This is a genomic window from Candidatus Chlorohelix allophototropha, from assembly GCF_030389965.1.
In the GTDB taxonomy this organism is placed as follows: domain Bacteria; phylum Chloroflexota; class Chloroflexia; order Chloroheliales; family Chloroheliaceae; genus Chlorohelix; species Chlorohelix allophototropha.
In genome coordinates this window covers 712,106-737,373 of the sequence record NZ_CP128399.1, presented here as the reverse complement: position 1 = coordinate 737,373, position 25,268 = coordinate 712,106, and the positions used below count along the sequence as shown (strand labels likewise).

Annotated in this window: 24 protein-coding genes, 1 tRNA gene and 1 riboswitch; of the genes, 16 read left to right on the top strand and 9 right to left on the bottom strand. The window is 46.7% G+C overall.

The genetic code is table 11. The annotated features are described in order from the left end of the window. The first annotated feature begins 6 nt into the window (after positions 1-6). The 3 genes from ruvB to OZ401_RS03220 all read left to right on the top strand — a co-directional run bounded on the left by ruvB (position 7) and on the right by OZ401_RS03220 (position 3,496). Positions 7-1,110 carry a Holliday junction branch migration DNA helicase RuvB gene (gene ruvB, locus OZ401_RS03230; RefSeq protein WP_341469272.1) on the top strand — a complete coding sequence of 368 codons (1,104 nt, stop codon included), beginning with the start codon at positions 7-9 and terminating at the stop codon, positions 1,108-1,110. 16 nt (positions 1,111-1,126) lie between these two features. Continuing rightward, complete coding sequence (locus OZ401_RS03225) at positions 1,127-1,945, top strand: hypothetical protein (RefSeq protein WP_341469271.1); 819 nt, start codon at positions 1,127-1,129, stop codon at positions 1,943-1,945. Between the two features lie 96 nt (positions 1,946-2,041). Continuing rightward, positions 2,042-3,496: an NADP-dependent isocitrate dehydrogenase gene (locus tag OZ401_RS03220; RefSeq protein WP_341469270.1), complete on the top strand. Its 1,455-nt coding sequence runs from the start codon at positions 2,042-2,044 to the stop codon at positions 3,494-3,496. Between the two features lie 199 nt (positions 3,497-3,695). Here OZ401_RS03220 and vapC read toward each other — a convergent pair whose 3' ends face one another. From vapC to OZ401_RS03205, 3 genes are all read right to left on the bottom strand, one after another. Next, positions 3,696-4,103: a type II toxin-antitoxin system tRNA(fMet)-specific endonuclease VapC gene (gene vapC, locus OZ401_RS03215; protein ID WP_341469269.1), complete on the bottom strand. Its 408-nt coding sequence runs from the start codon at positions 4,101-4,103 to the stop codon at positions 3,696-3,698. Then, a complete protein-coding gene (locus OZ401_RS03210; RefSeq protein WP_341469268.1) occupies positions 4,100-4,348 on the bottom strand; it encodes a hypothetical protein in 249 nt (82 codons plus the stop codon). The genes vapC and OZ401_RS03210 overlap by 4 nt, the downstream gene beginning before the upstream one ends. A gap of 183 nt (positions 4,349-4,531) precedes the next feature. After that, on the bottom strand, positions 4,532-4,978 hold the full coding sequence (locus OZ401_RS03205; protein ID WP_341469267.1) for a metallopeptidase family protein: 447 nt from the start codon (positions 4,976-4,978) through the stop codon (positions 4,532-4,534). Between OZ401_RS03205 and fabZ the strand changes: the two genes are divergently transcribed. The 10 genes from fabZ (at position 4,977) to OZ401_RS03155 (ending at position 15,351) form a co-directional block, all read left to right on the top strand. After that, on the top strand, positions 4,977-5,420 hold the full coding sequence (gene fabZ / locus OZ401_RS03200; RefSeq protein ID WP_341469266.1) for a 3-hydroxyacyl-ACP dehydratase FabZ: 444 nt from the start codon (positions 4,977-4,979) through the stop codon (positions 5,418-5,420). The two genes, OZ401_RS03205 and fabZ, sit on opposite strands and share 2 nt — an antisense overlap. A gap of 6 nt (positions 5,421-5,426) precedes the next feature. Further along, complete coding sequence (locus OZ401_RS03195) at positions 5,427-6,632, top strand: glycosyltransferase family 9 protein (RefSeq protein WP_341469265.1); 1,206 nt, start codon at positions 5,427-5,429, stop codon at positions 6,630-6,632. Between the two features lie 117 nt (positions 6,633-6,749). Then, positions 6,750-7,250: a GTP-binding protein gene (locus OZ401_RS03190; RefSeq protein ID WP_341469264.1), complete on the top strand. Its 501-nt coding sequence runs from the start codon at positions 6,750-6,752 to the stop codon at positions 7,248-7,250. 10 nt (positions 7,251-7,260) lie between these two features. Beyond that, entirely contained in the window at positions 7,261-7,983 is a 723-nt protein-coding gene (locus OZ401_RS03185) for a hypothetical protein (protein ID WP_341469263.1), read from the top strand. 11 nt (positions 7,984-7,994) lie between these two features. After that, on the top strand, positions 7,995-10,640 hold the full coding sequence (locus OZ401_RS03180; RefSeq protein WP_341469262.1) for a C39 family peptidase: 2,646 nt from the start codon (positions 7,995-7,997) through the stop codon (positions 10,638-10,640). A gap of 23 nt (positions 10,641-10,663) precedes the next feature. Further along, positions 10,664-11,458, top strand: coding sequence for an RsmD family RNA methyltransferase (locus tag OZ401_RS03175; RefSeq protein WP_341469261.1), 795 nt, complete (start codon positions 10,664-10,666; stop codon positions 11,456-11,458). A gap of 14 nt (positions 11,459-11,472) precedes the next feature. Then, positions 11,473-11,970 (top strand): pantetheine-phosphate adenylyltransferase, encoded by a 498-nt coding sequence (gene coaD / locus OZ401_RS03170; protein WP_341469260.1) that lies wholly within the window; start codon positions 11,473-11,475, stop codon positions 11,968-11,970. A gap of 238 nt (positions 11,971-12,208) precedes the next feature. Further along, positions 12,209-13,060 carry a F0F1 ATP synthase subunit B family protein gene (locus OZ401_RS03165; RefSeq protein ID WP_341469259.1) on the top strand — a complete coding sequence of 284 codons (852 nt, stop codon included), beginning with the start codon at positions 12,209-12,211 and terminating at the stop codon, positions 13,058-13,060. A 30-nt stretch (positions 13,061-13,090) separates the two neighbouring features. Beyond that, complete coding sequence (locus tag OZ401_RS03160; RefSeq protein WP_341469258.1) at positions 13,091-13,816, top strand: YceD family protein; 726 nt, start codon at positions 13,091-13,093, stop codon at positions 13,814-13,816. Beyond that, positions 13,813-15,351: a DEAD/DEAH box helicase family protein gene (locus OZ401_RS03155; protein WP_341469257.1), complete on the top strand. Its 1,539-nt coding sequence runs from the start codon at positions 13,813-13,815 to the stop codon at positions 15,349-15,351. Before OZ401_RS03160 ends, OZ401_RS03155 begins: the two co-directional genes overlap by 4 nt. Positions 15,352-15,403: 52 nt before the next feature. On the opposite strand, the gene OZ401_RS03150 is transcribed toward OZ401_RS03155, so the two are convergent. The 3 genes from OZ401_RS03150 to thrC all read right to left on the bottom strand — a co-directional run bounded on the left by OZ401_RS03150 (position 15,404) and on the right by thrC (position 18,915). Beyond that, on the bottom strand, positions 15,404-16,303 hold the full coding sequence (locus tag OZ401_RS03150) for a cation diffusion facilitator family transporter (RefSeq protein ID WP_341469256.1): 900 nt from the start codon (positions 16,301-16,303) through the stop codon (positions 15,404-15,406). Positions 16,304-16,464: 161 nt separating this feature from the next. Continuing rightward, positions 16,465-17,535: a selenide, water dikinase SelD gene (gene selD, locus OZ401_RS03145; RefSeq protein ID WP_341469255.1), complete on the bottom strand. Its 1,071-nt coding sequence runs from the start codon at positions 17,533-17,535 to the stop codon at positions 16,465-16,467. Positions 17,536-17,640: 105 nt separating this feature from the next. Beyond that, a complete protein-coding gene (gene thrC, locus OZ401_RS03140) occupies positions 17,641-18,915 on the bottom strand; it encodes a threonine synthase (protein ID WP_341469254.1) in 1,275 nt (424 codons plus the stop codon). A gap of 241 nt (positions 18,916-19,156) precedes the next feature. After that, a riboswitch (SAM riboswitch) is annotated at positions 19,157-19,275 on the bottom strand. Between the two features lie 479 nt (positions 19,276-19,754). On the opposite strand from thrC, the gene OZ401_RS03135 reads away from it, so the two are divergent. Then, positions 19,755-19,847 (top strand) — tRNA-Sec (locus OZ401_RS03135). A 27-nt stretch (positions 19,848-19,874) separates the two neighbouring features. Continuing rightward, positions 19,875-20,360, top strand: a complete 486-nt coding sequence (locus OZ401_RS03130) for a flavin reductase family protein (RefSeq protein WP_341469253.1) — start codon at positions 19,875-19,877, stop codon at positions 20,358-20,360. Positions 20,361-20,420: 60 nt separating this feature from the next. On the opposite strand, the gene OZ401_RS03125 is transcribed toward OZ401_RS03130, so the two are convergent. Both OZ401_RS03125 and OZ401_RS03120 read right to left on the bottom strand, forming a co-directional pair. Continuing rightward, positions 20,421-21,407, bottom strand: coding sequence for a gluconeogenesis factor YvcK family protein (locus tag OZ401_RS03125; RefSeq protein WP_341469252.1), 987 nt, complete (start codon positions 21,405-21,407; stop codon positions 20,421-20,423). An 11-nt stretch (positions 21,408-21,418) separates the two neighbouring features. After that, positions 21,419-21,895, bottom strand: coding sequence for a DinB family protein (locus tag OZ401_RS03120; RefSeq protein ID WP_341469251.1), 477 nt, complete (start codon positions 21,893-21,895; stop codon positions 21,419-21,421). A 196-nt stretch (positions 21,896-22,091) separates the two neighbouring features. Here OZ401_RS03120 and OZ401_RS03115 point away from each other — a divergent pair, with 196 nt between their 5' ends. After that, complete coding sequence (locus tag OZ401_RS03115) at positions 22,092-24,101, top strand: GMC family oxidoreductase N-terminal domain-containing protein (protein ID WP_341469250.1); 2,010 nt, start codon at positions 22,092-22,094, stop codon at positions 24,099-24,101. A gap of 51 nt (positions 24,102-24,152) precedes the next feature. Here the strand turns inward: OZ401_RS03115 and OZ401_RS03110 are convergent, their stop codons facing one another. Then, positions 24,153-25,205: a hypothetical protein gene (locus OZ401_RS03110; RefSeq protein WP_341469249.1), complete on the bottom strand. Its 1,053-nt coding sequence runs from the start codon at positions 25,203-25,205 to the stop codon at positions 24,153-24,155. Positions 25,206-25,268: the final 63 nt, after the last annotated feature.

Here is a 25,268-nt window from a genome sequence, read left to right as displayed (position 1 = left end):
TTCCCAATGCTAGATTCTGAAAGCAACGAAAGACCTATTTCAGCTAAGAAACGCCCGGAAGAGCGTGCCTTTGAAGCTACTTTGCGTCCGCGCACCATTGCTGAATATATAGGGCAGGATAAAATAAAGGAAAGCCTGCAAATATTAATCGAAGCTGCCAAAGCGCGCAAAGAACCGCTTGACCACGTTTTATTTTATGGGCCTCCCGGGCTTGGCAAAACTACGCTGAGCAACATTCTTGCTGCCGAAATGGGCGTAAATATTCGCGTCACCAGTGGACCTGCCATCGAACGCGCTGGGGATTTGGTAGCGATACTAACCAACCTTAAGCGTGAAGATATCCTGTTCATTGATGAAATTCACCGCTTGAACCGCACCATTGAAGAAGTGTTATATCCGGCAATGGAGGACTTCGCGGTTGACCTTGTTACCGGGAAAGGACCAAGCGCGCAGACTATCCATCTCAGGTTGCCGCGCTTTACCATAATCGGCGCTACCACCCGTCTTGCGCTCTTAACTTCGCCCTTGCGTGATCGTTTTGGAGCAGTTTATCGGCTCGATTTTTACGATCAGGCGGCAATGGAGTTGATAATTCAACGCAGCGCCGTGATATTACGTATTCCGGTGGATGCGGAAGGGGCAGCCGAAATTGCCCGCCGTTCTAGAGGTACTCCCCGTGTCGCCAACCGTTTGCTAAAACGTGTGCGAGATTATGCGCAAGTTCGTGCCGAAGGACATATTACTCGCAAAGTGGCGCAAGACGCGCTCAATATGTTGGACGTTGACGAATTAGGTCTGGACGATGGCGATAGGCGCATTCTGACAGCCTTGATTGACAAATTCGATGGTGGTCCCGTAGGCATAGAAACGCTTGCTGCTGCTACCAGCGAAGAAACCGATGCTATCATGGATGTATACGAACCCTATTTACTGCAACTCGGCTTCATTGTGCGTACCCCGCGTGGGCGCATTGTTACTCAAAGTGCCTACGACCACCTGAAGCGCAATCCTACCGCCCGCGCACGAGATCGGCTTGGTTTAGTAGCTTCCGATACCACCTCAACTGTAACCCGCCAATCTACCTTATGGGATTCCGCAACTGACGAATAAACAGGAGAAACCTGCTTTGGCGTTTAATTTCCGTTTTGTGCCTAATCGTTATGTAAAGCTAATTTTTAACGCTCTTTTCCTGATTCTTTTCGGAATAGCGTTGGTAGGTTTAGGTGCAACACTCATCAATACCACACCGATAACTTTTACCCTACTTGCCCTGCTGGGACTCTTGCTAGTCGGTTTGAGTGTCATCGGTTTAATGACCGCAATATATGTCAGCATAGTGGTAGTAAGTACAACGCTGGTACATGAAAACAATTGCCTATATGTAAAAAACGGGTCGAAAATTTTGGTGGAGTTCGACCTATCACGTGCCAAAACCGCGTGCTACGATTACGAGCGATTCAGCTATGGCAAGACCGGATTTAAACTAGACCCGACTGGCGCGAATGGAATCCGTCTGTTAACGAAATTTGAGACAATATTCGTGCATGCCTCTATGCTGCGCAAAGAGGATAGAGCCGAAGTGGAACGGTTACTAGCACCTTATTCTATTGAAAAGCCTATGCAAGGTCCTGAGCCTGTACGCATGCGTTTGCTTAGCGAAACCCACGGATTTTCACCCGAAGCCGGATTAATGCTTTTAACTCTCCACTACCTTCTCATATACGGTAAAGAAAAACGACCAAATCCTGCTATCAGAACCGGCAAAAGCTTGTTGGTACTCCACCGTAAGGACATCAGCACGGTCAAACAAAACGAGGATACGCTACTCATTAACACAATGGATGGGATTAGCTACGAAATTACACTGGCACATGCTGATACAGAGCGCACCGGTAAGAACCGCATAATGGCAGCAAAGTGGAAAGATTTGCTGGCAACCTATTAACATCATTGCTAAGCACAATTTGTGTGAAGAAACAGTGCATGTTATATTAATATTGTAAATACCTCATTTTTATTATGAGCAGGAGAAAAGGTTCTAATGTCTAAAACCCCCATATCTGTAGCGCATGGTGACGGGATTGGGCCCGAAATCATGGATGCTACCCTTCAAATCATTCTTGAAGCTGGCGCAGAAATCGAAATTGAGAAAGTGGCTGTGGGTGAACAGGTATATTTGAGCGGCAATACTGCCGGAATAGAAGCGGACGCTTGGGAATCAATCCGCCGCACTAAAGTTTTCCTGAAAGCGCCCATCACCACACCGCAAGGTGGCGGATACAAAAGCCTCAATGTGACGGTTCGTAATGCGCTTGGTCTATACGCTAATGTACGCCCTTGTGTAGCCTACCATCCTTTTGTGGATACCAAGCATCCGGGGATGGATATTGTAATTGTTCGCGAGAACGAAGAAGATCTCTATACCGGGATTGAGCATCGCCAAACTGAACAAATGGTGCAATCACTCAAATTGATCAGCCGCCCCGGTAGCGAAAAAATTATCCGCTATGCCTTTGAATATGCCCAGTTGTATAACCGCAAAAAGGTTACCTGCTTCATAAAAGATAATATTATGAAGATGACCGATGGGTTATTCCACAAAGTCTTTGACGAGGTTGCCAAAGAATATCCGGATATTGAAAACGAAAGTTGGATTGTTGATATTGGCGCAGCCAAAATGGCAGATACGCCCGAAGCTTTTGATGTGATTGTGTTGCCCAATCTGTACGGCGATATACTATCCGATGTGGCGGCTCAAATCGCGGGTTCGGTAGGTTTGGCAGGTTCTTGTAACATAGGGCAGCATGCCGCCATGTTTGAAGCAATTCATGGCTCTGCGCCGCGCCGCGCCGGTCAGAATATGGCGAACCCCTCCGGTTTATTGCTAGGGGCGGTGATGATGCTAGTTCATATCGGACAGTCAAAGGTAGCGGAACGTGTCCACAACGCTTGGTTACGCACCATCGAAGACGGTATTCATACTTATGACATCTACACTGAAGGAGTAAGTAAGGAAAAGGTCGGCACTAAAGAATTTGCGCAAGCGGTTGTTGCACGTCTAGGGCAGAAACCGCAAACGCTCAAAACAGTTACTTACAAAGCCAGCGATGAAGGCGGGGTAGCTTCACATGAAATGCACCTAATCGAATCGGTGCGTGCCATCAAAGTACTGGTGGGCGTAGATGTGTTTCTAGATTGGACTGGAACAAGCGCTAATGAATTGGCGGAAAAGCTGACAAATATTACCGTTAAAGGGTTGGAACTGAAAATTATCACCAACCGAGGCGTTAAGGTATGGCCCGAAGGCATGGCTGAAACCTTTAACACCGACCATTGGCGTTGCCGCTTCCAAACCAGCAACGGGCATAAAGTCACGCATGCCGACTTGGTAGAATTGCTCGGCAAATTCGCGGAGGCAGGACTAGATTTTGTCGAAATTGAAAGCCTATATAATTTCGACGGTGTACAAGGCTATACCCAAAGTTACGGGCAGTAAGCGCGAAAATAGCTTAACAAAAATCAAGGGGCGCAGCAATTGCGTCTCTTTTTTGGTTCATTGCTAACGTGACTTGCTTTGATTGCTGCTTAGAATCTGACTCTCAAGCTTACTTTATAAAAATCATTGCAATCGTACTACACACTTTGTAGAAGAACCGTTTTCTACAAAGAGTCGCCCAGCACGCTGCTGCCGTATGTTAAAATGTAGTTTCCCAATCTTCCAGTCGCAGTCCGTTTATCCGGCTAAACTCGCGGGTGTTATGCGTAACCAGTGTCAGCCCATTGGCAAGCGCAATACTGGCAATCAACAAATCGTTTGCGCCGATGGGTGTACCAAGTAAGGTCAATCTAGCCCGTTCCTGACCATAAATTTCAGCGGCTACATCATCAAAAGGCAAAGAGACAAACTGATTTAAAAACAACATTTGGGCAGCAAGAGATCTTGCCGGGTCTTGGCTTTTCATCGCACCATAATACAGTTCAGCTTTAACCACCGAACAAACCCCAATATCTCGCGTGGGTAAAGCTTGAAGGCGATGCAGAACTTCTATAGACCTACCATTCATATATTTTATGCAGGTGTTACTATCCAGCAGGTAAATCACAAGATTTCCTCACGCTCCTCATATTCAAGCTGTGCCACCTGCTCAATCGGGTCATCCGCCAATATTCCATAAGTCTGCTCAAAAAAGCCTGTGGGCCAACCCAAATCTTCCGGGCTAGATTCGGCTTTTGTTACTGGTTGTACAATTAACACTATCTCAAAATCGGTATTGGCAAGCCCCATCGGCACTTCTAGTTTAAGCATACCATCTGCGCCAGTATGCGAATGCAGTTTAATACTTTGCATAAAAACCCCTTCTCATCTAAAGCAAGTCGCGGCTTAATTTTAGGGTTAGGTGAATTATAGGTCAAGTACGAACCGCCTTTTCTCACGGCATATATCCATAAGAAACAATTCGTAGGGGTGGGATATGCTTATTTTTTAGCTAATTTATACAACTTTTCTGACTTTTGTGAACGGTTACTTTTTTTAACCCCAGCCCATCGCGTCTAATTCTTCGTCGCTTATACCAAAGAAATGGGCGACTTCGTGAAAAACTGTCCGCCGCACCTGTTCTTTCAAACTCAAAGGATTTGGATAAGCCGCTTCCAACGGTTCTTGAAAAATAGTAATTTTATCCGGTACGGTCATGTTATAACCCTGTGTGCGATTAGGCAACGAAACCCCTTCATATAAACCGAACAGGCTTTCTTCTACCGGATCAAGTTTTAATTTGAATAGTTGTTCACGGGTGGGGCGTTGTTGTACCACAATTACCAGATTACCGCTTGCCATTGCTTTTCTGAAACGAGGTGGTAACTTACGAATTGCTATTTTAACAAATTTTTCAAATTCAAGTTTGCTCATGCTCTTGATTATAGCGAATATGGTAAAATTGGCAAAAGCTAATTCAAAAAAGGAGACTAACCTACCCATGGAATTGACAATCCCCGAAATCCAGAAGATTATTCCGCATCGTTTCCCTTTCCTGCTCTTTGACAAGATAATAGAAGTGGAATGGGGCAAACGCGCAGTAGGTATTAAAAGCGTGAGTTATAACGAATGGTTCTTTCAAGGGCATTTCCCCGATTACCCGGTAATGCCCGGCGTGTTAATCATTGAAGCGTTGGCGCAAGTGGGGGCAGTGGCGTTGCTCGGCATGGAGCAGAATAAAGGGCGAATCGCCTTTTTTGGCGGCATGGATGGCGTGCGCTTTAAACGACAGGTACGACCCGGCGATATTTTGCGACTTGAGGCAGAAATGATACAGGTGCGCGGACCGGTTGGTAAAGCGCATGGAGTTGCTACTGTGGATGGCGAGATAGCCGCGCGTGGGGAAATGACCTTTGCTCTAGGACCACTCCCCGGTCAAGCATAAAAATCTATGCATAAGACCGGGACTTTCCGGCGTAGTCGCCTCGCCCTGATTCGTGAAAGGCTAATCTCGCTCATTTGCCGGATTCTAGCATTATTGTTCAGGCTATTTGAGCGAAATAGCGCAAACTTGAGAGATTTGCCTACCGGAGCGCGGGTACTTATCCTTAAGCCATGCTGTCTGGGAGATGTAATTCTTACTACTCCGGTTATCGCGGCAATTCGAGAGGCTTTGCCGCATGCTCATTTAGAATATGCAGTTAGCGACTGGTCTAAACCAGTAGTGGAAGGCAACCCGCGCCTAGATGGAATATTGGATACAGGCGTTAGCGGTTCTTCCTTTACATTAAAGCAATATCTAGCTTTTACCCGTAAAGTGCGGAGGCAGCATTATTCAGCAATAATAGTGCTGGATCGTTCGCCCTTATTGAATTTGTTGCCTTGGTTGGCAGGAGCAAAACTACGAGTGGGGATTGATAGCCGAGGACGAGGCTTTGCGCTCAACATCCGTTCTCGGCTCGAACGCAACGCTATAATAAAGCACGAAGCTGAAATTTATAAGGATGTACTCAGGGCTGCCGGACTTGACCCAACAGCAGCAAAAATGGAGTTTTACCCATCGGATAAAGCAAAGAGCAAGGTGGCAAAATTTCTGGGAGAATTGCCCGCTTTTCAGAATAGCAATGGTAAGCTGGTTGTAATTCATCCGGGGGGAGGCAACAACCCTGATACCCTTGTAAAATCCAAACGCTGGAAACCGGAGAATTTCGCTGAAATCGCCACAAGGCTGATAACAAAAGATTATACTGTTATAATAATTGGAGCGTTACAACAGGGTGATGGTGAATTAGCTGAACGTTTATTGCAAGCAATTCCCGAAAGTTTAGCCGAATCTGTAATTGATACAGTGGGTATGTTTAACATAGATGAAAGCGGCGCATTATTTGAGAAAGCCGCGCTATTTATTGGTAATGATACCGGCTTGATGCATCTGGCAGTGGCATGTGGCACAAAAGTAATAGCGATTTTCGGACCGAGCAATCCAATAGCCTACGGGCCTTATACAGCTAGAGGAAAAGCAGTATATCCGCCCAATCTAGATTGGAAAAGCAATTTACCCTTGCATGAATATGAGACAATTAGCGCTGCACAGGGTGGGATTGAGAAAGTTACAGTTTCTCAAGTTTGGGAAGCAATAGAAAGCCTTAAACATTAAAGACTGTACTATTGTAGCGAGTGCGTGGTTAGAGTATAATCCGATAAACACAGCATTAACATTTAAGCATAATATCACGGTGGGTTGTGCCGGAAAATTGAAAGAGAGCCAAGCACAATGCTGCAAAGCATAAAGGTGATAGTAGCGGGTGAAAAGACTGTAGGCAAAACAAGCCTTGTAGAACAATATACCATGGGAAAGTTCAGTGGGCAGTATAGCCACAGCCTTGGTTTAAACGTCACTACTCATATAGCGATGGCTGGCAGTCGTCCTGTAAAGCTGGAATTATGGGATATAGCAGGCGAATATTTTGAACGCACTGAGTTTTACCGGGGTGCAGCCGGTTGTATGTTGGTATATGACGTAACCCGTGAGAAAACATTGCAACAACTGGCAGTCTGGAATAATATGTGCCGCTCTACCATCCCGAATGCTGGAATTATGGTAGTAGGTAACAAAATAGATTTAGGCTTCCGTTTCCCCGAAAAATGGGCAGAAATATTTGCCAATTACGCGCATGCCCCTCATCTGACAGCCTCTGCGCGTAACGGTGATAATGTCGATCAAATCTTTAGCATGCTTGCCAAACTAGCCATACAATCCATTGAAAAGAAATAGGTTTGCGCCTATGTCCCTCTCAGTAGAAACAGCTATTCTGTTGCCGGGCGAAGTCTTGCTCTGGAAGGGGCAAGATTATCGAGGTACAAGCCGCCAATTTCCCCGTTACTATCTTACCGATGAACGCTTGCTAGTACAAACCACTAAAGTTAGCTATAAAAGTTTCGATTTATGCCACGTCCTGACGGTAGAATTCGAATCTCGTAAAGACTTCAGTTATCTAACCATCAGCTTTGAACGTGGTGAAGTTCCCAATCTTACCTTAAAACTGAAAGAGGAAGCCTCTGCGGTTTATCACAAACTGCTAGAGGCACGCGATCGCTCGATTCAACGCGCCATAGCCAACGGTGAAGAAATTCCAAAAGTAGTGTATGCTAAACTGGTTCCCTTTTTCTTTTATAATTTTATCAAGCAAAACTCTATTGTATTTTTCTACGCAGGACTGGCTATACTTGCAACTTGGTCGAACCATTCCTTTCCCGGCATTTTAGGTTTAGGTTCTTTCCTACTATGCCTTCTTTTCTTTTCAACTAGAACCGGTCAGCGTTTCCTAGATAAAACAAACAGCATGTTTAAAAACTGGATTTTCAAACTAAATGATGCCGAGAACCTAGTAGTTTCACGGCGTATAATAATTATGAGCGGGAACCTAATTCTAGGTTTCTGGTGCTTAGCAATTCTGCTAATGTTCCTCAGTGTATTAATATTTTATCCTCAAATGTTTACCAGATAAAGGAGTCTCCAATGTCTGATACACTAACCGCCGTTGCTTTACCGGCTAGTGGTTCATTTGTAGCTACAGCCGGTAGTTTACCCGGTATATATATAGTAAATGGTATAAATGTATCCCATACGATAACGGTTGATCCCTCAGATTTGGGTTTGCTGCCCAACAGTGTAAATGTAGATTCGGTGCTTTCACCGGATGGAACCAAGTTGGTTTATCTAATGTCGGATGGGGCGCTTGGTAGTCCGATTCTAAAATTAGCCGATTTAGCTACGCTTAAGGCAACGGCTATTTTCCAGACTTCCGGGTCTGAACGCTATAGCCATCCGGTTTGGAGTCCCGATGGGGCGCAACTGGCGGTGATAAAATCTATGCCAACTTCCGACCCATATGGGCAACCTGTATCAGAAATATGGCTGGTTCCGCTTGATGGTAGCACACCCGCTAAAATATATGGGGATGATGCTGAAAGTATCACGGGGTTTTCTTCAGATGGTCAGAAACTGTATATAAGTAGCAAGGGTTATGGGGTTGGAGCCGCCCCAACTTATGCCGAAATAACGCTTGAAGGGGTTAAAGAACACGAATTTTTGCTGAGCGATGTACTTGATGGGGTTAATCACAATGCCTACAACCTTATATTATGTAAAGTAGGTGATAAAGACGCGCTGGTTTACAGCCTTAGCCCTTCTCCTTATCTTCAGTCCAACCATGCCACGCCGATAAGAGCAGTAGATGCAAATAGTGGCGCAGAGATATATACCGTAAATGTTGAGTTTGCCGTAACGGATATAAACGCCAGCCCTGACAATGGCTTGTTAGCTTTTAGCAGCCGCACTTTCGATGAACAGGGACAGGTCGCGGGAAGTACAGTTTGGACGGTAAAAACTGACGGTTCTGAACAACCAAAGATGATTTTACCGGCACAAGCCGATGTGGATTATTTCGATGTGGTGTGCTGGGCGAACGATAATTCGGGAGTTTTCGCGCATGTAGGCAGCGGCGTGGAATTCATTGGCTGCGATGGCACTCGCCGAGCCGTAATTGATTGGAATTCTTCAGTACAAACTACTCTAAACGCCCAGGCAGATAGCACAATTAGCAGTAGTGGAGGGGTTAGCGCCTTCTCAGCCGGAGGCAATGTTGATGTTTTGCTAGATGTCCCTTATATAAATCAGGTACATGATACCGCCCCAAATTTTGACGGCAATTGGGCTTGTGGTCCTACTTCTTCAACCATGCTGCTGGCAGCTTATGGTTTGCTCGACCAGCGCAATGACAACTACGAGTGGGGTTTAAGTCCTTATGGCTGGTATATAAGTAACGCCTATACAAACAGGCGCGGCGTGAGCATTAATCGAACCCAACCCGACCCCAAAGGGCATTGGGTGGCGGGCGCATACGGCGCTTGTACAAATGGCGGGGATGCTTATGGCGGGTTAGCGGCGGATTTCGTGAGCAAACACGGACTTGGTGCACGTTCGGTTAGCCCTACTCAGGATTTGGTAAAGCAACAACTACGCAACGGAAAGCCAGTAGTGCTTGGTACAACTGTGCATGGCTTCGGTCATGTTGTTTTGGTGAAGGGGCTAACCAATGATGGTAGGTTCATTTGTAACGATCCCTACTGGCGCAAAAAGGGCGGTTCTGACGATATTTACGCATGGTGGGAGTTTGGTTTCTGCCCTTGGATGATGCTGGTTGATAGTCCGTTACCGCAGCAACCGGCACAGAGCCAACCACAGGTAGTTTCGCAACCACCTGTAGCACAACCGCAACCGCCTATAGCGCAACCACAGCCGCAACCGCCTTCCATACAGGATGGAGTGCCGGTGATTGTGGGAGATGGGACAAACGCTGAGCAGAAAGCGCGGTTCGTGGCGGCTTTCAAACGAAATGGTGGTATCTCAGCGCTTGGCACAGGACAGAATTCTCCTGCACAGGTCGCCCCGCCCGATAACCCACGTTGGGTACAGGAATTTAACGGGGGTGCTTTTGGACAATCCATAATCACACTCGATGATCGTAACGACCAGCCAAATGCTTCACCGATTCCGGCGCTACAACCGGCTTTTGTAATTGAGGGACAATTCCTATCAAAATATCGAGATGCTTATAACGGTAGCAGCGGCCCGCTCGGTTCGGTAATGAGTGATGAATTTACCAACCTTGACGGGCTTCGGCAGGTTAATTTTGAAGCGGGCTATTTGGTATGGGATACCAGCAAACCACAACCGAATGATGCCTATGCTTGGTCTGACCAATTCAACGGTTGGAAAGCGGAATATTTCAATAATCCGGGATTGGCAGGTTCTCCTAGTTGTATCCGCGATGAACCTGATTTGAATTATGATTTTGGAACAGGCGGGCCAGAAGGTGGAAAGCTCGGCATCTTCCCTACCAACTTCTCGGCACGTTGGACAAAAACAATTAGTTTTGATTCAGGAAATTATCGGTTCAGCGCAACGATTGATGACGGATTCCGAATGTTCTTGAACGGGGTAGCCGCAAGCGGGGATAATCCCAATGAATACTGGAGACCCAGTAGCGTTCAAACCTATACCTTCGATTTTTCGCTGGCAGGCACTATCACAATTGTGCTGGAATATTTCAATGCCAGTGGCAGCGGTGTAGCAAAGCTAAGCTGGGATAAAATCGGCTAACGAACTGGAGAATTGATACAAAAATGCGTGTTATTGCAGGTATTGCCAAAGGGCATACCCTGAAAGGTCCGAAAAGCGCGAGTACACGCCCTATGGCTGACAAGGTCAAGGGCGCAGTATATTCCATGCTCTCTAATATTCTGTCGCAGCTCGAACGGGATTGGGGCAGAGTGCTAGATTTGTATGCAGGCACAGGTTCTATAGGGATAGAAGCGCTATCAAGAGGAGCAGAGTGGGCGGACTTTGTAGAAGTTAACGCCGGAACTTGCCGAATCATTTCAGATAACCTTGAACATACAGGTTTTGCGCAATTAGCGCGGGTTAACAATCGCAGTGTAACCAGTTTTATAAATGCACCGCCTTCTAACGATAGTAGCCAAAGGAAGCACCGCGCCACCGGAGGATTACATCGCCGCAAGGGTGGCAGTTGGCGGGATGCACGACTAACATTGGAACTCGAAATTGATGAAAATCAAAACCCGGTAGAGGAGCAGTTAGCTATTTTACCTGTAGAAGATACCAAATATGATATAATTTTTCTTGATCCGCCTTATGCTGATCCCAAAATTCCCGAAACCATTCAACATGTGGCTAGAAGTGGTTTGCTAAAGTCGGGAGGGTTGGTAATAATTGGACATTCGCCTCGTGTAGTACTGGCTGACAGCTACGAGGGGGATGGCATTGATGCTGATAAACCGGATACGTCCTCTGCAATGCTAAAACGTATCCGGTTTCGCCAACATGGCGATTCTGCTTTCTCTATTTATATGGAAGGTGAACCACCACCCGAACTTTTAACTGCACCTGACACCGACTAGGAGGAATAAATTCTGTGGTACTGGCGCTCTATCCGGCGAGTTTTGACCCGATAACTTATGGTCATATTGATATTGCAACGCGGGCTGCAAAAATATTTGATGAAGTAGTAATTGCTCCCTATGATGCGCCTGTTAAAAATTTGCTCTTTTCTACCGAAGAGCGTAAAGCTATGATTATTGAGGCTATAAAGAATGTTCCCAACATTCGGGTGGAACATTATAAAATGCTGACCACTCATTATGCTCATGAAATTGGCGCACAGGTGATCATTCGAGGGCTTCGTACCGTTAGTGATTTTGATTATGAATTACAGTTAACCCAGAATTATCGCAACCTAGCTCCTCATATTGAGATTTGTTATTTAATGACATCGCAGAATTTTTCCTATATTGCCAGCAGCATGGTAAAGGAAATTGCGCGGCTAGGTGGAGATGTATCTCAAATGGTACCACCCCACATAGCCACAAAGCTTTATACAGCCTATAATACTGTGGCAATAAAGTTAACTTGAGACACAACTGCTTAGGGTAGTTGCAAGTTCGGAAAGGGGGTGCAGGTGGAACGCCTGTCGGGGTCGCAAGGGGTGTCCCCTTGAACTCATCCTCTCTCATCCTCTCCGATTATCGCTCTAAAAACGTTTCTCGCAACAGCCTTGTGAGGCACAACTGTTGCGTAGTATTGTACAATTATGTATAGTACAAATCAGTATAAACAGAAAAATAATTATTTATTCCCCTACAGCACTAGGCATGGACATTGATTATTTAATTGATAGGCTTGAAGCCCTTATACGCAATGGCAAAAGAGTGCCGCTCACTGGCAACAAGATTATGATCGATGAGCAGGAATGCTATGATCTAATTGACCAGATGCGTATTACTGTGCCGGAAGAAGTTAAAATTGCCAAACGTACCTTACTTGAGCGTGAGCGTATTCTGGCAGATGCTACTGAAGATGCCCAACACCTTATTGAGCAAGCAGAGCGCGAACGGCAACATATGCTAGGGGAAAAAGGTTTGCTGGCGGAAGCGGAACGGCAACGCGAGATTATTATTAGTGTTGCCACCGAAGAGTCGGATGAGATGCACATGCAAGCACAGTCGATGTATGATGAAGCGGTGGCTCAGGCGCAAGAAATGCGGGAAGGCGCTAACCAATACGCAGTGCAGGTACTTCAGGAGTTGGAAACCTTACTGGGCAAACATTTTAGCATGGTTCAAAATGGGTTGCGTAGCTTCAAAGATCAGGCTGAACAATACCAGCAACAAATTGACGAATATCAAGAACAATATAAACCTGAGTATGTCCCGGCTGAAAAAGTGGCACAAAAGAATTCTAATGCCGCTGCCGAAAGTGGCAGGCAACCAGCACAGCCTACCCCCACTATAACAAAGAAACCACAGCCCGTACCAGCAAACCAACCTCAGCAGCAGCGACCGCCGCAGCAACCACCGAATCAGGCGAAACCTTCGGTGCAGCCCAACCCCAAGCCGCCCGAAAGAGGTGGGAATTTCTTTACTCCGAATCGGCAGCCGGTTCTTAGGGCAGTGCCAAAACCGCCACCCAAAGAACAAGAGCAAGAAAACGAAGACGGGGATTAATCGTCTCAACTAGAAACGAGAAGTATAAAAATGGATAATTCAGAACAACCCAAGCGTATTCCTCGTCAGTCGCGAACCCGTTTTAATTTCAATTATCCCAGCCCTGAGCCAAGACCGTTAAATATCGAGTCCGCAAGGAATAACGAGCGTGAGCATAGACGCACGACTCGTTTTCAAAATCGGCAAGCGCATATCATAATTGATAAAAATGGCGATCTGATTTTTAATGTGGCGCAATTGCTACGCTCTCATGAAGGGGCGACCCGTAGCTATGATGTACAAACTGCAAAATTAAACCTCGATGATAACGATGCGACCGTTGCTACCAATATAAAAGGGCATGTTCACCTGACCAAAGTAGTCAACGATGCGTTGGTGCAGGGAAAATTCGAAGCGGACTCCATACTAAATTGTGTGCGCTGTCTGAACGATTTCGCTACGCATATTGAATTTGAATTAGAAGATATTTATCGCCCCAGTATTGATGTGATTACCGGGCTACCGATTCAACCGCAAGAAGGCTTTGACGATGAAAAACTGGTGATTGACGAAAACCACTTACTTGACTTAGGAGAAGCGCTACGACAGCAAATTCTGGTAAGCCTGCCCTTATATCCGCATTGTGGCGAGGATTGCCCCGGTTTGTACAGTGAGCTAGAGCGAGTAAATAATGAAGAAGTGGAAGTCGAAGAAGACACCGCCGCTCCGGTGGATGTTCGCTGGTCTGCTTTGAAAAATTTACGGCTGGAGGAATGAAAAAGAAACCTTCTCCTGCTCCCGAAGCTCAATTAACCCTGAATTTAGATAGATATGAGCAGCCCCGTTTGGTGTTTGAAGGCGGGGCGCTTATTCTAAAAGCAGTGCCACAAGATGCCCCTTCTCTGCCTGACTATTTTGTGTGGCACGCCGGACATTGGGTCGCACCCGCCTACCGTTACCCCGAAATCAAAGGCTGGTTGGCAGAGCAGGGCTATACCAATAACGCCCCCCGTTACCGACATCAAGCAGTTAGAGGTTTTCGCTTCGAACGCTTGAGTAATGAGTCCGAACCTAAAGCTGAACACAAAGTGGCTGAGCAACGCGCTGCCTATGCAGTAAACCCACCGCCAACATTTACGCCTCGTCCATATCAGCTTGAAGCAATCGAGTCTTGGAAAACATTGGGAGGGCGTGGCACTGTGGTATTGCCCACAGGCTCAGGCAAGAGCATGGTAGCGATGTTGGCAATCGAAACGGTGCGCGCGCCTACCTTAATCATAGTCCCACAACTTGACTTGTTACATCAATGGTATGAGAATCTTAGCAATGTCTATGGTCAGGAAAACATCGGCGCATATTTCGGTGAGAAAAAAGATATACGTGCCATCACCGTAACCACCTATTCCAGCGCCTCACAAAGGCTAGAGGAACTGGGAAACCGCTTTTACCTATTGATATGCGATGAAGTACATCATCTCACCGGTACGATTTGGCAACAAGCCGCTCGTTTCTCGATAGCGCCCAAACGACTTGCCCTAACTGCTACCTACCCCGCCGAATTTGAAGACCATATGCTGTTACAAGAGCTAATCGGACCGCCCTGCTATTACAAAACCCCTGAAGAAATGGCAGGTACTTATCTGGCTGAATACGAAACGGTAAGGGTAAGGGTAAAATTTACAGAGGCGGAAGCACAGGAATATAACGAACTTAAAGCGTTTTATTCACCCTTTGCGCAGCGCATGTGGAAAAGCTTTGGCGCGAAATGGTATAACACGCTCATGCGCGAGCAAAACAAAAACAAACTCTATCGTCAGGCGTTGCTCTACAAAGCGAGAATGGAGCAAATAATCGAGAATGCGCGTGCCAAACGACTTGCGCTAGCGCGTATTATGGCGCTACACCAGGGACAAAGCGCCATTATCTTTACCGAAACAAATCAGGCTGTTTACGAGCTTTCCGAACAATTTCTACTCCCCGCCATTACTCACCAAACTCCCACCGCCGAACGCAAAGCGATATTGGACGGATTTCGTGCCGGAGAATTCCCCGCCATTGTAACTGCGCGTGTATTGAACGAGGGCGTAGACTTGCCAGCCGCAAAGATAGCCATAATATTGGGAGGCGGGGCTACTTCTACCGAATATACCCAGCGTTTGGGACGTATTTTGCGTAGGCAGGGCGGGGCAAAGGCTTTTCTATATGAAATCATAGTGCGCGATACCCTCGAAGAGAGCGTCTCCAGCCGTCGCCGCCTCTCCAAAAGTGTTGTAACTTTAAATTCTGGAAATCAAACCTCAAGCGCACTATAACTCCTATGAAACAGTAACATTAACCAACCGACCGCTCAATTCCCTGCTACTACTAGCTCCAAGAATCACTGTGAGCGCGGGGGTCTTCTATCGGCTCTTCATGAATCGAAACCCGGATATTGCTAAATTCTTTGCCTAAAGCCTCTTGTATCTCTTCTGACCATTGGTGCGCTTCCAGCACCGACCAATTCCCCGGCGTTAGCAAGTGCAATTCGGCAAAACGGAATCCGCCACTTTTGCGAGTGCGCAAATTATGGAAATTTACCTGCCCGTTCGAGGATTTCACCACCTCATTGATCGTCTTATTAATCCGTGCAATCTCGCTCTCAGGCAAAGTCTTATCCATCAAGCCATCCACGCTACGCATTATCAGCCTGCCACCCTCAAAAATAATGTTGCATGCCACCAGAATAGCGATAATCGGGTCGAGTAGTAACCAGTTTGTAGGTAAAACTATCAGCAAGCCAATTACCACCCCCACCGAAGTTACTACATCGGTCATTAAGTGCTTACCGTCGGCTTCCAAAGCAATGCTATCATGCTTGCGACCCGCGGTTATAAGAGTCCGCGCCACAATAAAGTTCAGCAGGGTAGCTGCCATTGAAACCCCCAAGCCCCAACCGAGGCTTTCAAGTTCCTTCGGGTTGAATAAACGCGGAATAGCTTGGCTTACAATTGCGAAAGCCGCTACTAGAATTAGCCCACCTTCAATAGCGCTGCTAAAAAATTCGGCTTTTTCATGCCCATATTGGTGAGTTTTATCGGGAGGACGCGCTGCTATCTTCAAGGCAATTAGCGCAGTGAAAGCGGCAACAACATTGACGATGCTCTCCATCGCGTCTGACAAAAGGCTGACCGAGCCGGTCAACAAAAAAGCAACCGCTTTTAGGGTTATAGTTGCGAAAGAGGTTGCTAGAGATAGATAAATAAATTTAAGTTTATTATTTTCCAATATTTTGATCCCTTACATTTTCATAAAACACAATCACTCCATCCATTATAAGTTCATCTGCAACACAGCCTGCTAAAACCACAAGTTAGCCTACACTATTCCCGATTTCAGACAACAAGAAAGGGCATAGCAATAACCACGCCCTCAAAAAAACATGTTACTTATTTTACCAACACCAGACCGCTGCCAAGTTGAACTTCGCCGATTTTCCATAACGGTTCGCCCGCCGCTTTATAAGCAGTTTCCAACTTTTCGGCGGCATTTGCATCAAAAGCAAAAAACAACCCGCCGCTAGTCTCAGGGTCAAATAACAAATCTTCTAAGTCAAGCTCAAGTTTGCGGGTAACTTTTACTTTAGGTACAGTCTCTTCTTGTAGAAATACCCGATTTCTACCCATCCCACCCGGCATAAAGCCCTCGCTAGAATAGCGGCGCGCGCCCGGCAATAGCGGCACAGCCTGCGAATCGATTACCAGATCAACCGCTGCGCTCTGGGCTGCCATTTCGGAAGCATGCCCAAGCAAGCCAAAGCCAGTAATATCGGTACAGGCGTGTACCTTACCGACTCCAAAACGCCGCAATATTTGAGAAGCGCCCCGATTAAGCCTTAACATGCTCTCGATAGCGATTCGCAAGTCTTCCGGGTCAACCTTATCGCCCTTGTGCGCGGTAGTAATCGTGCCAACCCCAAGCGGCTTGGTCAGATAGAGAAAATCACCCGCTTTAGCCCCCCCTTTGGTAAAAATCTGGTCGGGATGCACCACTCCCGTCACACAGATTCCATACTTAGGTTCTTTGTCGGTTACAGTATGACCACCCGCAATAACTGCGCCCACTTCTGCCATTTTGTCCGCCCCGCCCTGAAGAATGGTTGAAAGGATAGACAAGGGCAGATTATCGGGGAAAGCTACGATATTTATACCCATCGTAACCTCGCCACCCATCGCATACACATCGCTCATCGCATTGGCAGCCGCAATCGCTCCATAAAAATAAGGGTCGTCAACTACCGGCGGGAAAAAATCGACGGTTTGTACAATTGCCACATCGGACGAAATCCGGTACACCGCCGCATCGTCGCTGGCTTCCAAACCCACCAATAGGTTGGGGTTATTGTATTTTTTCAAAGGGAGCAAAACTTGCTCCAGAGCCGTTGGACTCATTTTGGAAGCTCAACCGGCGCATGCAGCCAGAGCGGTTAACTTTATCTTATCGGGGAGCGACTCCGCCATTTCTCTAACTCCTTTAAAGTCTAATATAACTTCGAGTTATGCTATAACCTACTGTAAATTATAGCATGCCCCGAAGTTATAGAAGCAAATATAGGAGTCTGAAAATCAGCCTAGCAGTTTTTCGAAAGCGCTTAGTTTCGGGGTAATGGGCTGTGGCAGGTTATATTCGCCCTCTAGCGCGGATTGGGTTTTATAACCGTTTCCAGTTATGTAAACTACGGTCTTTTCATCACGGCGTATTTTGCCCTCTTTTATCAGCTTTTTCAAAACTGCGAGCGTAACGCCACCGGCTGGTTCGGTGAAGATACCTTCGGTGGAAGCCAGCAATTTAACCGCCTCGATTATTTCTGCATCGGTAACTTGCTCGATTATCCCCCCGGTCTGGCGGGCAATTTGCAAGCTGTAATAACCATCGGCAGGGCTACCGATTGCTAGCGAATGAGCAATGGTAGTGGGGTTTCGTACCGGGGTAATTTCGCCCGCTTCATTGGAGTAGGCAGTGGCAACCGGGTTGCATCCGGCAGCTTGCGCTCCTGACATAGCAGGTAGCGCTTGGTCAGCCACCAACCCCAAGCTGATGAGTTCCTTGAAACCTTTGGTAATTTTGGTATAGAGCGAGCCGCTGGCAATGGGCGCAACTACATGATCAGGTAATTTCCAGCCCAATTGCTCGGCAGTTTCGTAAGCCAACGTTTTTGAACCTTCACTATAGAAAGGGCGCAAGTTGATGTTTACAAAGCCCCAACCGTATTCGTCTGCTACTTGGCTGGCGAGTCGGTTTGCTTCGTCGTAAGTGCCGTCTACCGATACAATCTCCGCACCGTAAACCGCGGCTGACAGAATCTTGCCCGGTTCAATTGAAGCAGGTACAAATACATAAGTTTTCAAGCCTGCCCGTGCGCCTGCCGCCGCTACTGCGCCTGCCAAATTTCCGGTGGAGGCACAGGCGATGGTATCAAATCCAAATTCAAGCGCTTTTGCCAGCGCTACTGCTACAACCCGATCTTTAAAGGAGTGAGTGGGATTAACTGCATCATTTTTTATATAAAGTTCATCTATTCCAAGTTTAGCAGCCAGATTCCAAGCACGTTGCAAAGGAGTATAACCAACACCGCTCAGTGTACGACTATGCGGTTGAACCGGAAGTAAAGGGGCATATCGCCAAATGTCGCGCGGACCAGCTTCAATTTGTTTCTTTAATTTAACCGGGTCTAGATTGCTGAAATCGTAGGTTACTTCGAGTGGTCCAAAACACTCATCGCAAACATGCGCAGGAGAAATTGGATGCAGCGCACCACAAGCTTTACATATCAACCCCGATGCGGCGCTTACAGCTATATTTTGAATGGGTTTTTCGCTTTTTTCTAATATACTGGTCATTTTTTTCTCTCCTTATAACGAGCATTTAGTTTTTCTAAACCGGGCAAACTTTAAGAAAGCGTAACGGCTTTCGGATGTTTATCCAAATCCAGCGACGCAACAGGCTCTGCAACTTTAAAAAATTGCGCGGTTCTTAACCATATAGGAGTAAACGGGTATAAAAAAACCCGCTTATCTGCTCTTGGATAAGGGGGTAAACTAGATATTCTTGATAAATTGCGCTTAGGCAATTTTACTAGCTCCCTTATCTTGCACAACTAACTGTTATGCAGGAATTGGCACCATACGCACATTATTTTTGGTTTGCGTTGGTTGCCGGGCTTCACAGGGCCTTTATCCCTCCACCTCTCTTGATAAGAGCAACAACTATTCATTTGTTAAGCCGATAATCTCGCTCGGCGTTATTAAGATAATGTATTTTATAGAGTTTGTCAAGAGTTGTTAATTCGAATTTTGCAAAGGAATTTCTTGACATTTAAAATACATGTTGTATGCTAGCTATAATATAAATTATAGCAGTTTTAAATGCCTGTGCAGCAGCACTCCAATAGCAGTGTATTGTGAAAAATTAATTTTCAATATACATTCCAAGAATAAAAATCATCCTTAAGAGTGATGTGCTTATTAATTTGGTGTATTAGAATTATGTTCGGGTGAGGGAAATTAAACCCTTCAGCCGGATTTTAATTTAGCATGCAAGTTTTACGCCCCTATTAAAAATCCACTTCACTCATCAATGTAAACCAGAGCGGTGAGGCTAACCCTCTCACCGCTTAGTTATTTTATACTCATTTGACAGCCACAAGCCTCATACATACAATTCTAAGTGCTTTTATTATGGAAGCGCCTGTGACCGGGTGGTTGCCACAGTCTTCAAAACTGCTGTGCGTCGTTAGAGCGACGCAGGTGGGTTCGACTCCCATGCGCTTCCGCCTTTATCTGATATGTGGAGGAATAAGATGGATGATAATGCCAAGAGCCATGCGCTCAATCAAATAAACTACGGGATGTATATAATCGGCAGCCGGAACGGAGAGGAATTGAACGGAATGACTGCCAACTGGGTCATACAGGTTTCCTTTGACCCGCCGTTGGTAGCAATTGCAATTGAAAATGACTCCCATACGCGCAAGCTGATCGATGGGGGTAGAGTTTTCAGCGTTAATGTGGTTGAGGACTCCGAAGTAGGACGCGCCCTGATCGACCTTATGGTAAAACCCCAAAAACCTTATCGCAATAAAATGGATAAATTCGAATTCGTTACCGGAGAAACAGGCGCTCCTTTATTTACCGATGCGGTTAGTTGGTGGGAATGTGAAGTGGTAAATACGATCGAGAGTGGCGATCACCAGCTTTATATCGGCAAAGTTGTGAACGCTGGTATAAACAAGGCTGACGCTACCCCGCTCAGCCTTGCCGCGCTTGGTTGGCACTACGGCGGGTAATTAACTTAGAATCAGGAAGCGGCTGTAAATGTACCGCTTCCTGATATTTGACGATAGTAATCAAAGCTCCAAAATAGTTTGAGCCAACCGCGCACTATCGTGCCGCAAAATCGTCTTCCCTTTGCAATACGAGCCAGTGATCACTCCCTTTTTAACCTTTTTCTCGCAATCTGCCATATCGAGTTCCACCGGGAATTTACGCTCAGTCTCGTACATACGACGGGCAACCTCGCTGATCGGACCAGTATTTACAATCATATGATCCATTAATTCACCCTCTTGGCAATATTCGTTCACCTTATCAATGAAGTCGCTGGCTTTATAACCATCGGTTTCAGAAGGGTCGGTTACAAGATTGCACACATAAATTTTTTGCGCGGTTGTCTCTGCTAGCGCTTCCGGCAAACCCTCTACCAGAAAATTGGGCAGGACGCTGGTAAAAAGACTACCCGGTCCGATGACAACTTTATCGGCTTTCTGAATGGCTTCGAGCGCAGGTTTATAAATCTGGGCGCGGCGTGAGGTGTAAATATATTCAATACGGCGATACAAGTCATCTTTGCGCAAATCAATTTTTGTTTCGCCCTCTATATCGGAACCATCTGAAAGCTTGGCAATCAATTGCACATCGTTTAGTGTGACTGGCAACACCCGTCCTTGCAAGTTCAACAACCACGAAACCGCATCTATGCCAAAGTTTGTGCCACCCTCCCAGTCATAAGCAGCTGCTAGTAAAAGGTTGCCGAGGCTATGCCCTTCCAAACCCTTCCCCTTGCGAAAACGATAATTCAGGATATCCCGCCACTTGGTGCTGCGTAGATCATCCGGCAACAGTTCGGAAATGCACTTGAGGATATCACCGGGCGGTAAAATACCGTGTTCGTCCCTTAAACGACCGCTACTACCCCCACTATCCATCGTACTAACGATGGCAGTTACATCGCTTACTTTCTTTAACGCGCCCAATACCGTAGAAACCCCTGTGCCACCGCCAATGACTATGATCTTTAACCTTTTACTACTACCACGGGTAGTTTTCTCGTTCATTTTTTTGTCCTTTAAGAGAGATAATCAGGGTTTGCAAAAGAATACCAGCGTCTTATAACTTCTATCTCGCCGTAGCGCGCTGCTGCCTGATCTATTACTTGTATTATGCATTGACGTGGGGTGAAGATCTCATCTGCGTATTCAATCATTCGGTTCATTTTATTGGGTTTGATGTCTTCAAAAACTTCACGAACCGTTTCCAGCGCACTACTCAATAATTGCCTTAATACATCAGGGTTTGTACCACTTGCCTCGTCCAACGCACTATCGAACCCAGCCGGTTCACCGCGCCCACCTATTAAATGCCCAATCCAGTAATCCGCATTAAGGGCAATAAATGCTACCAGCCTAAAAATGCTCGGCTGCTCATTCCCAACCGGCATCCAGTTTAGCTGATCAACATCGTCTCCAATTTCGGAAAGTGTATCTGCAATCGAATCAAAACGGGTTTGTATTATATCGAAATAGTTTGCCAATTCCTCAATCATTCCAGCAATCCCTCAACTTGGTTAATAGGTATTGTTTTAGGTAACTTTAATATAACATTCAGCTTGATTAGAGGCAACCGTTCAAAAAGAATTAAAATCTCTTTATAATACCGAGTATGCTAAAATGAATTAGTAGAAATCACCACGAATCTAAGTGTAGTTAAATCAATAGAATACCTTACAGGGATTTTCAAAAATGGTCATCCATAAACCTATTTTCAATGCAAAGGAGCGGCGCACCATTGAAGCCCTGTGCAATACGCTCATACCCTCTTTCAAAAATGAAGCTGAAGCCGGGTCTCCGTTATATTTTGGAGCGGACGATTTAAAAGTAGCCGATCTGGTAATCGAAACGCTTGAGCAATTGCCCAACCCCGAAGACCTAACCCAAATACGCCTGTTTCTAAAGTTAATTGACAACCAAGTGGCTAATATTGCAATTGCCGGAACTGTCCGCTCTTTTAGCAACATGAATCCTTTACAGCGAGAACAATATCTGTTCAAACTGGCAACCCATAAGGTTTCTGCGCTTCGGAGTGGCTTCAAAGTGTTCAAAGCGCTCACGGCTACCGGATTTTTCGGTACACCGCAGTTTGGAGAACGCCCCAACCCCACCTGGGAAATAATCGGCTATCCCGGCGCACTCTTCCCTCCCCCCGAAAAACCCAAAACCATTAAGCCTGTTGAGATTTCGCGACATACTCTCCTGAGTTGCGATGTGGTGGTGGTAGGTAGTGGCGCAGGTGGTGGCGTAGTTGCTGGAGAACTGGCTAAAGCCGGACTAGATGTAATAGTGTTGGAAAAGGGCGGTTATTACAACGAAGCCGATTTCAATCAGGTGGAGAGCGAGCTACTAGGTAAGCTTTATCTTGATGGCGGTAAGACTGCTACTCGTGATCAGGGGGTGGCAATCCTATCTGGTAGTTGTTTGGGGGGTGGCACTGTAATCAATTACACCACCAGTTTTGCCACGCCCGAAGCTGTGCGCCGTGAGTGGGATAGCCTTTCCGGCTTTAAGGTATTTGACACGCCCGAATACGAACAAAGCAACCGGGCTGTACATGATAAACTCGGTATATCTACCAAGTATAACCGCTTGAGCGGGCGTGATACGGTACTACATCGAGGTCTGGAAAAGCTCGGCTGGCATAAAGATTTAATGCCCCGCAATGTGCGAGGATGTAGCCAAGAAGACGATTGCGGCTATTGCATTTACGGTTGCCAGAACGGAGCAAAACAAAGCACCTTGATTACTTGGCTAGAAGATGCCAACCAACACGGCGCGCGTTTTATCGTGAACTGCACCGCCGATATAATCTTGACCGAAAAAGGGCGTGCCTCTGGGGTGGTTGCCACCGTCACCAATCCCGAAAGCGGCGAGAGATACAACCTGACCGTTAAAGCTAAAGCGGTAGTGGCAGCGTGCGGTTCGTTGCACACTCCCGCGTTGCTGCTACGCTCGAAACTTGGCGGTGCGGCGGTAGGCAAAAATCTACGGTTGCATCCAGTTGGGGTGGTAATGGCGCGAATGGAAGAAGAGGTGCGACCTTGGACGGGTGTAATGCAAGCCGGATACAGCACCCAATTCGCCAACCTAGATGGCAAAGGCTATGGCGCAATCTTCGAAACTGCGCCGGGGCATCTGGCAACTCCCTCCTATATTTTTGGCTGGGAAAACGGGCTTTCCTTCAAGAAAATGGTGGGCAACTTAAAACATACCGCCTATATTGGGGTGTTGTTACGCGATCACGACGGAGGGGATGTGCGCCTGAACAAACATGGGCAACCGAGCTTTAACTATCGTCTGTCCAAATACGATGCTGCCAACATGCGCTTGGCTACCGAAGGCGCTATTCAGGTGCTAGAAGCGGCGGGCGCAAAGGAAATATACAGTGTGCAAACGGTTCCGGTGAAATACGAACCGGGCAAATTGGGGCAAACCCGCCAGCACTTTATGGAAGAGATAGACCGGCGTGGCTGGGGCGCAAATCAAACCACCTATATTAGTTTTCACCAAATGGGCAGTTGCCGAATGGGAAGTGACCCGGCTCGTTCAGTGATCAACCAACACAACGAGGCGCACACCACGCCCGGTTTGTTCATAACCGATGCCAGCACTTTCCCTACTGCCAGCGGCGTAAACCCGATGATTACCATCGAAACCATTGCCCACCGCGCCGCCCAATATATCAAATCGATTATATAAATAGCATCAGGCAAGAGATTCTAAATCCCTTGCCTGAAAGTCGCCCAAACTTTATTTCTTTCTACCGGGGCGTGAACTGCCCTTGCTGCTGCTACCCGGTGAGGAAACCTTTGAACTGCCACCTCCCGTACTACTGCTACCACCGGATTTAACCCCGCTTGAGCTACTACTTCCACCCGGTGAGGAAACATTCGAGCTACCGCTCCCCTTGCTGGTTGAACTGCTACTTCCCGATTTTGGAGTATTAATCGCTACACCACCGGGGCGCGAACTTCCCTTAGTACTGGTAGTAACCGCAGGCTTGACGTAGCCGCTCGAACCAACTCTGGTTGTGCCCTTGCTGACCACAGGCGGGTCAGATTTAACCTTAGTGGCGGTATCTCCTGACTTGTAGCTGGTATAGCTATAACTGGCGCTTGAAGGCGCAACATGCGGAGTTTGCGGTACATAGATATAGCCGCCCTGATTATAAATATGAGTAGTGTAATAGGGCGGGTAGCTGTAACCGTAATAACCCGGTCTGTCCAAAAGCCACATCCAGAAGAAAGGGTTGTTGGTTACGCTGTAATGCGGCTGCTGGTTAACATACACAACCTGTTGCTGGGGTGGAGCGGGTGGAGTTTCCGGCGCTTTTATCCCTTCCGCCAACAACACCATACTGACCGTCTCAATCTGACAATCATCAACTGTCAGGTATTTTTTCTTGGGCTGAATGACTTTTCCATTCACCCCCTCCGGTACAGTAGCCTCAATCTCATATTCGTTGATAGCAAGCTCATTTACCGAATAATTGCCATCAGGGTCAGTCTTCAAAATAACAGGCTGTGCGCCCGCAGTAGTCAGCGTAAGAGTAGACACTACAGGCTGCAAACCTTGCGTTTCATCGGTCAACACCAAAACCTGACCGGAAACCTGTCCTTTCCCGTCACAAGTAGCGCTGGTATCCGCGAAATCACCCGCGCTAACGGTTGGAACAGGCGTAGCTGCATCACCACAAGCCGCCAGCAACAACATTAAAATCAAGAAAAAAGAAAAAACGCTGAATTTGTTTTGCAGTTTTTTCCGATTTTCTAATCCCTTATTTTTTTCAGATTGGGTATTCATCCAATACTCTTTCTTTCTTCCCGGCACCTCCGGGGTTATATAAAACTTACGCTTGGAATACCT